3 protein-coding genes and 2 pseudogenes are annotated in these 7,149 nt (G+C 55.6%); all 5 read left to right on the top strand.

The window, feature by feature from the left end:
* Positions 1–200, top strand: a pseudogene (locus DQW91_RS16340) (hypothetical protein); the annotation flags it as partial.
* Positions 201–330: 130 nt separating this feature from the next.
* Positions 331–1,575, top strand: coding sequence for a calcium-binding protein (locus DQW91_RS16335; protein ID WP_112664714.1), 1,245 nt, complete (start codon positions 331–333; stop codon positions 1,573–1,575).
* 382 nt (positions 1,576–1,957) lie between these two features.
* Positions 1,958–4,822, top strand: coding sequence for a M10 family metallopeptidase (locus DQW91_RS16330; protein WP_198411897.1), 2,865 nt, complete (start codon positions 1,958–1,960; stop codon positions 4,820–4,822).
* Positions 4,823–5,163: 341 nt separating this feature from the next.
* Positions 5,164–5,880 (top strand): annotated as a pseudogene (locus tag DQW91_RS17365) (hypothetical protein); the annotation flags it as partial.
* 117 nt (positions 5,881–5,997) lie between these two features.
* Positions 5,998–7,149: cadherin repeat domain-containing protein (locus tag DQW91_RS17125; RefSeq protein WP_483466625.1), on the top strand; the 1,152-nt coding region annotated here is incomplete at its 3' end.

Raw genomic sequence — 7,149 nt, 5'->3', positions numbered from 1 at the left:
AGCCGCTCAAGATGAAGGCGGACTTCTTCTCGATCGACACGGCGAAGGATGCCAACGACTACTTCGTCTACGACAGCCAGAAGCGCGTCCTGTACTACGATGCCGATGGCAATGGCGCCAAGGCGGGGGTTGCGATTGCGACCTTCACCAACAACAAGGCGCTGAAGAACTTCACCGTCAAGGAGCTGTTCTTCATCTAAGCGGCGTTCAGCGGCTTTGAAGACCAACCCCGGCTTAAGCCGGGGTTGGCTCTGTTTCCAGCAAGTCGCCGCTGGTGTGTTTTTCGGCGGCTTCCAAATAGTGTCGATTTAGCTTGGAATTTGCGACGTAATGCCTTTTCTCATGCAGCTGTTTGCCAAAATTAAAGGATCCTTAGCTTCGGACATCCTCGAAGGTATCGAAGGGGATGAGTACCTCGAGGGCTTGACGGGGAATGACACGCTGATCGGAAGCCCCGGCGCGGATACCATCGATGGTGGGGACGATATCGATACGGTGTCCTACGCGCTCTCTCCGACGCGAGTCGTCGTGAATCTCCAGTCAACAAAAGGGAGCGGCGGCTACGCTGAGGGAGATTTTTATATCGGCATCGAGAATGTTATCGGGTCGGACGGTGATGACAACATCACAGGGAATTCCCTTGATAACTATCTGAGTGGTGGTGCCGGAAACGACATTCTCATCGGCAATCGAGGATTTGATACTCTCGATGGGGGCGTGGGCAATGATACCTACCACGTCTCCAGCCCAACGATCATTATTGATGCGGACGGCTATGACAAGGTTTTTGCGACTGCGAATTTCGCATTGACGCCTGATGTAGCAATCGAAGAATTATTCGCCATTGGACTTGGTGCCATAAACCTGACAGGCAGCTCAACTGCCAATATCTTTCATGGAAACGACGCTCCCAATGTATTTTCCGGCCTCGCTGGGAATGACGTCTATTATGTTGGAGCGGGCGATAGCGTTGTGGAGGCTATCGGGCATGGGTACGATATCGTCTATGCCGAAGCGAGTTTCGCTCTCGATGCCGACGCCGAGGTCGAAGAGTTGGTTGCATCGACTGCGGCCCTAATCGATCTTCAAGGAAGCAACACCGACAATCGAATTGTGGGAAATAGTGGCCGGAACGTGTTGTCCGGTCTGGCTGGAAACGACAAAATTCTAGGCGGCGCCGGGAAGGACACAATTTCAGGCGGAAGCGGCCGAGATACGATCTCTGGCGGTTCCGATGCAGACAGACTCTCCGGGGGCTCTGGAAGGGACGTCTTTGTCTTCGACGCCCCCCTTCAAAAAGGTAAGGCCGATCGGATCGTTGATTTCAACGTGCGAGACGACACGATCCATCTCGCACGATCTGTCTTCAAAAAAGTTGGAAAGAAAGGGTATTTGCAGGAGGGTAGCTTTCATATCGGCACGAAAGCAGAAAGTGCATCAGAACGTATTATCTACGATGATAAGACTGGAGCGCTCTACTATGATGTCGATGGCACCGGCCCTAAGGGTCACATTAAGATTGCGGTTCTGAAGAAGAATTTAAAACTCACTCACAAAGATTTTTATATGATTTAATCCTATTTGTTTGAATAGGAGAATTTAAATTTTCTATAGTTCGTATTTTGTCTTTTTTAAAAGCGACCGTCGAAGATATCCGACTCGATGAGATTTGTCTTTAATTGGAATGAAAGGCGAATGTCAAAAAATGACATCGAATTTGCAAGTGATTTTAGTGGAGAGCGTTGCATATTTGAGCTGACTTCGCGGAATTGACTCAGCTGTTGCTGGATTAATGACTATGGTCCTATAGTGGTATTTGATGAATCCGGACCCGGATAGCTATAGGAATTGAATTATGTGCCAGGCTTGCGCATTCAACGGTCGGGGAGCTTCTTGGTCTGCGTTCGACCATGACCTTGGCTCTGATAATGAGGGCAGATTCTCGGTCGCTCAGCGGATGTCGTCCTCCGACGTTACTGGTGACTTTTCTGTCTGGACCTATGCCAGCATGGCTCAGGGCTTCAGTCTCGGCGGGATTGTTGACTCAATCGGAGACTTTGTGACGTCAACGGTTGACACGGTCTATGGCTGGCTTTCGGACAACATTTCGTCTCTGCCGTTAACATTCTTCAATCTGGGTGCACAGATTGCGTCCCATCTTCCTGATGTCGCTATCTTTGGGACGAAGTACTATATCCCTGATCACGCCGATGCTAACGTTCGGGCGTTGATGTCTGGCTCGCAATGGGCAAAGGGGACGGTGACTTATTCGTTCCCGGATTCAAAATCTGACTTTAGCCCCCTTAATCCAAGTTCTTACGGATACCTTCCCTTGAGCTTTGAGGGGCAGCAGGGCGTGCGGTATGCCCTTGAGGGCGCTAGCCCGTACGCGGGTCAGTCAAAGATGACGCTGACATCTGTTGCCTCATTCACCAACCTGAAATTTCAGTATGTTGGTACTGGCGATGCCGACATCCAGGTGTCTAGCTTCAGCCCGGGCAAAGTGATCAATCGGTCCCATGCGTACTATCCCGGTATCCCGCTTTTTGGTGGCGATACGTGGCTGAAGCAAGCAGGAAGCGAGGCGGGCACATATGGCAACGAAACTGTTCTGCATGAACTGGGTCATGCCCTGGGAATGAAGCACCCATTCGATGCCGGGTTGGGGCAGCCGAAGCTCCCCGGTGATCTCGATAATGCTGAAAACACAGTAATGACGTACAACAATTATCTGGATCATTCCCAGACATTTATGCGTTACGACATCGCTGCCCTTCAACAAATGTATGGTGCTAACTATTCCGCGAACAGCGGAGATACAGTTTATACTTGGAATAGTTCCACCGGTGAGACATTCATAAATGGGGTCGGACAGGGCCGGCCGAGGGATGGCAAGATTTTTCTCACGGTATGGGACGGCGGTGGCATCGATACTTATGATATGAGAAACTTCGGTGGCAATGCCATCATCGATCTGAACCCAGGAGAGTCATCCAAGTTCTCGCTCGCACAGCTGGCGCGACGGAGCTCCACCGCTTTTGCAGCTGGCAACGTCTATAACGCTTTTCTTTATGAGGGCAGTACACGTTCCTTGATTGAAAATGCGATTGGCGGCTTAGGCAACGATAAGATTCTCGGTAATCAGGCTGCCAACGAGTTGCGCGGCGGGTTGGGCAACGACAGTCTCTATGGTGGAGATGGGCGAGACAGGCTTTATGGCGGTATGGGCAACGACCGGCTTTACGGAGAAGCTGGTACCGACAGCCTCTACGGCGAGGCTGGCGACGACTTCCTGGCGGGAGGTGCCGGTAACGATTTGCTGCAAGGAGGCGACGGCGCCGACACGCTCTATGGAGGTATTGACCAGGACGTCCTATGGGGCGGCCTCGGTAACGACAGCCTCTATGGTGAGGACGGCAACGACTTCCTCGCCGGCGAGGGCGGCAACGACTATTTGGTTGGCGGGCCTGGCGCCGACACGCTCTACGGCGGTACCGACCAAGACACCCTCGATGGCGGCGTCGACGATGACGTGCTGTATGGTGAGGACGGCAACGACCTGATGTTCGGCAATCTTGGCAACGATCAGCTGTATGGTGGCAATGGTGCCGATGCACTGTTGGGCGGTGCAGGCCATGACACGCTGTGGGGTGGGGCCGACAACGATGATCTCTACGGCGAGGACGGTAACGACTTCCTGGCCGGCGAGAGCGGCAATGACTACATGGTTGGCGGCAATGGCGAAGATACGCTCTACGGCGGCACCGGTGACGACGTCGTCTGGGGCGGTACTGGCAACGACAGTCTCTACGGCGAGGATGGCAACGACTTCCTGGCCGGCGAGAGTGGCGACGATTACATGGTTGGCGGCAATGGTGACGACACGCTCATTGGCGGTGCCGGCTCTGACCAGATACATGGCGAGGGCGGCAACGACTTCCTCGTCGGTGAGAGCGGTAACGACTATATTGTCGGCGGCGAAGGCACCGACACGCTGTACGGCGCCACCGACCATGACACCCTCGATGGCGGCGTCGGCGACGACTTTCTCTACGGTGAGGATGGCAACGACCTGATGTTCGGCAATCTTGGCAACGACTACATGCTGGGCGGTGACGGTGCCGATGCGCTGCTGGGCGGCGCTGGCCATGACACGCTGTGGGGTGGGGCCGGCAATGACGATCTCTACGGCGAGGATGGCAATGACTTCCTGGCCGGCGAGAGCGGCAATGACTACATGGTCGGCGGCAATGGCGAAGATACGCTCTGGGCCGGCGCTGGCAATGACACGCTCAACGGTGCTGATGGCAACGACTTCCTCGTCGGTGAGAGCGGTGACGACTCGATCGTGGGCGGCGCTGGCGTCGACACGCTCTACGGCGGCACCGACCATGACACGCTCGATGGCGGCGTCGACAATGACGTGCTCTTTGGTGAAAACGGCAACGACGTGCTGTATGGCGGCGACGGTGACGACCAGCTGTATGGCGGCACAGGCGCGGATGTACTGACGGGCGGAGCCGGCTTGGACCGATTTGTGTTCGACACCGCGCTGGACGGAGTCAATAACGTGGACCGGATCACGGACTTTGATGTGACCCGGGACAGCATCTTCCTGGCGCGGTCGATTTTTGGCGGCTTTGGAGCCAAGGTTTCGCTGGCGATTGGTGACAAGGCGAATGCTACGGGGACTCAGATCGTGTACAACAGCACGACGGGCGAGCTGTTCTACGATGCTGATGGCTTGGGTGCCGGCGCGCAGGTGAAGTTTGCAGTCATTGCTGCCAATCTCGCTCTCACCCGGGATCACTTCATCCTGTAACCGCAATAATCAACAGCCTGAGACGACGAGCCCTTCCTTGGTTGCACCAGGGGAGGGCTTTTTCATTACCGCAGTCTCGCGACAATCTCTCATGCCGTATGTTCCTTCTTCGGCATCATCTCGTCCTCCCAATGCTCATGGCCATACTTCGGGGAGGAGCACTTCAAAGGGGGATCGCTTCTAAAGATTCTCGATCAGTGCTCAATGGGATTAGCAAGGTAGATTTGGGTTTGTGCGTCGTCGCACCCTGCGCCGTTTTGGCCGCAAAAAACTAGCTGTTCATCTAGAGGCGACGAAGCGAAATACGTGGCAATTGGAGCTTTTCTATCGAGGTAGAGCCCATGCCTAAGATCATCACAGATATCCAGGCGACAACTACAGCGGCGAATGCTCATGCAGTAGTCGTACCAGATGGCGATTTCATTGTTATTGAGCGGCTCGGCTCGCTATCCGCCACGGGCGGTGGTGCAGACGGAATTTACGCTTTCGGTGAACTGACCGCTACGATCCTCGGCGGTGTCTCGTCCAACAACTACGGCATCTCAGCAGATCACGGTAACATTTATGTTGCGGAAACCGGCTCGGTCACCGGCCGGTTCGCCGGAATTTTAATGTCGACAATCCAGAGCGCCAACAACAGACTTTGGAACAGCGGGGTGATTTCAGGCTATGAGAATGGCGTTATCATTCATGGCGGCCGGATTGCTGTTGTCAACGACGGATCAATCATTGGAAACCATGGGACCGGCCTCACAATCGGCGTTGGCAGTGGCGCGGCGTCGATAGTCAACAATGGCACGATAGTTGGCTACGGTCTAAGTGGTCTGATCCTTCGGGCCATTACTGCATCCGATGGTGACGATAAGATTGTGAACACAGGTTTGATCAAAGGTGATGTCGATCTCGGTAACGGGAAAAACACTTTTGACAACAGGCAGGGCACATTTGAGGAAGGGTGGATCATTCTCGGGAACGGTCAGAACACAGTGTGGAGCGGAAATGGAAACGACAACATAAGGCTTGGCACTGGGACTGATTTTATTGACGCCGGAGAAGGTGCTGACCTCATAAGCATTAATGCTGGCGCTTCCAATTTGAGCCTAGACCTCCGACAAACAGCCGCTCAAGAGACGGGTCTTGGCACAAAGACACTTCTCAACGTAGAGAACATTATCGTGTCTGGCAGCGGACGTGCTGAGCTTATCGGAACGGATGGCAATAACTATCTGGAAGTTGGCGGTGAAGCCAATAGAGTCGATGCCGGCTTTGGCGATGACACGATCTATGCCTCCAGCGCAAACGACACCGCGCTGTTCTCCGGCTCTATCGGCGCACGAGCGGACCTGACCAAGCAGGGACAAGCACAGAACACCAACTATGGCTTGGACGTTCTGATCGGCATCGAGAACCTGGAGGGCGGATCCGGTGCGGACTGGTTCCGCGGTGATGACAAGGCCAACGTGCTCACCGGGAATGGCGGCAACGACACCCTCGACGGCGGCGCGGGCGACGACACGCTCGAGGGCGGTACCGGCACCAACACTGCCGTGTTCTCAGGCTTGGCCGATCAATCGAGCGTGACCAACAACGGCGACGGCACATTTACTGTCACAGGTCCCGACGGTACCGATCTCCTGCGCGACATCCGCCTGCTGCAGTTCACCAACACGACAGTGGCCCTGTGGAACACGGCTCCCACATCCCTTGGCCTGTCCACGACCGTGGTGGCCGAGGACGCGCTCGCCGGCATCGTGGCAAGTCTCTCGGCGAGCGATGCCGACGGCGATGCCCTCAGCTACAGCCTCGTCTCCGACGGCCCGTTCCGGATCGACGGCAACAACCTCATCCTCACCGGCGCCCTCGACTTCGAGACCACGGCCAGCCACAGCCTCACCGTCGTGGCCAGGGACGCCTATGGCGGCCAGATCAGCCAGTCCTTCACGATCCAGGTCGCAGACGTGGTCGAGATGACCCCGTTCATCCTCACCGGCACGGGCGGCGACGACCGGCTCGAGGGCGAGGCCGGCAACGACATCCTCAAGGGTCTTTCCGGCAACGATGTGCTCCTGGGCGAGGCAGGCAACGACATGCTCTATGGCGGAGCAGGCAAGGACACGCTCACGGGCGGCCTCGGCCAGGACGTGTTCGTGTTCGACACCAGGCTCTCGAAGTCGGCAAGCGCGAACAGGGCCAACCAGGACACGATCACCGACTTCAGCGTCAAGGACGACACGATCCATCTCGCCAGGAGCGCGTTCACCAAGCTGGCGAAGAAGGGCGTGCTCAAGTCCGGTGAGTTCTATCAGGGCACGAAGGCGCACGATCAC

Origin of the sequence: Microvirga flavescens (assembly GCF_003290125.1) — a bacterium.
Taxonomy (GTDB): domain Bacteria; phylum Pseudomonadota; class Alphaproteobacteria; order Rhizobiales; family Beijerinckiaceae; genus Microvirga; species Microvirga flavescens.
Note: the sequence above shows the minus strand (reverse complement) of the source record. Positions and strands in the feature narration are given on the sequence as shown.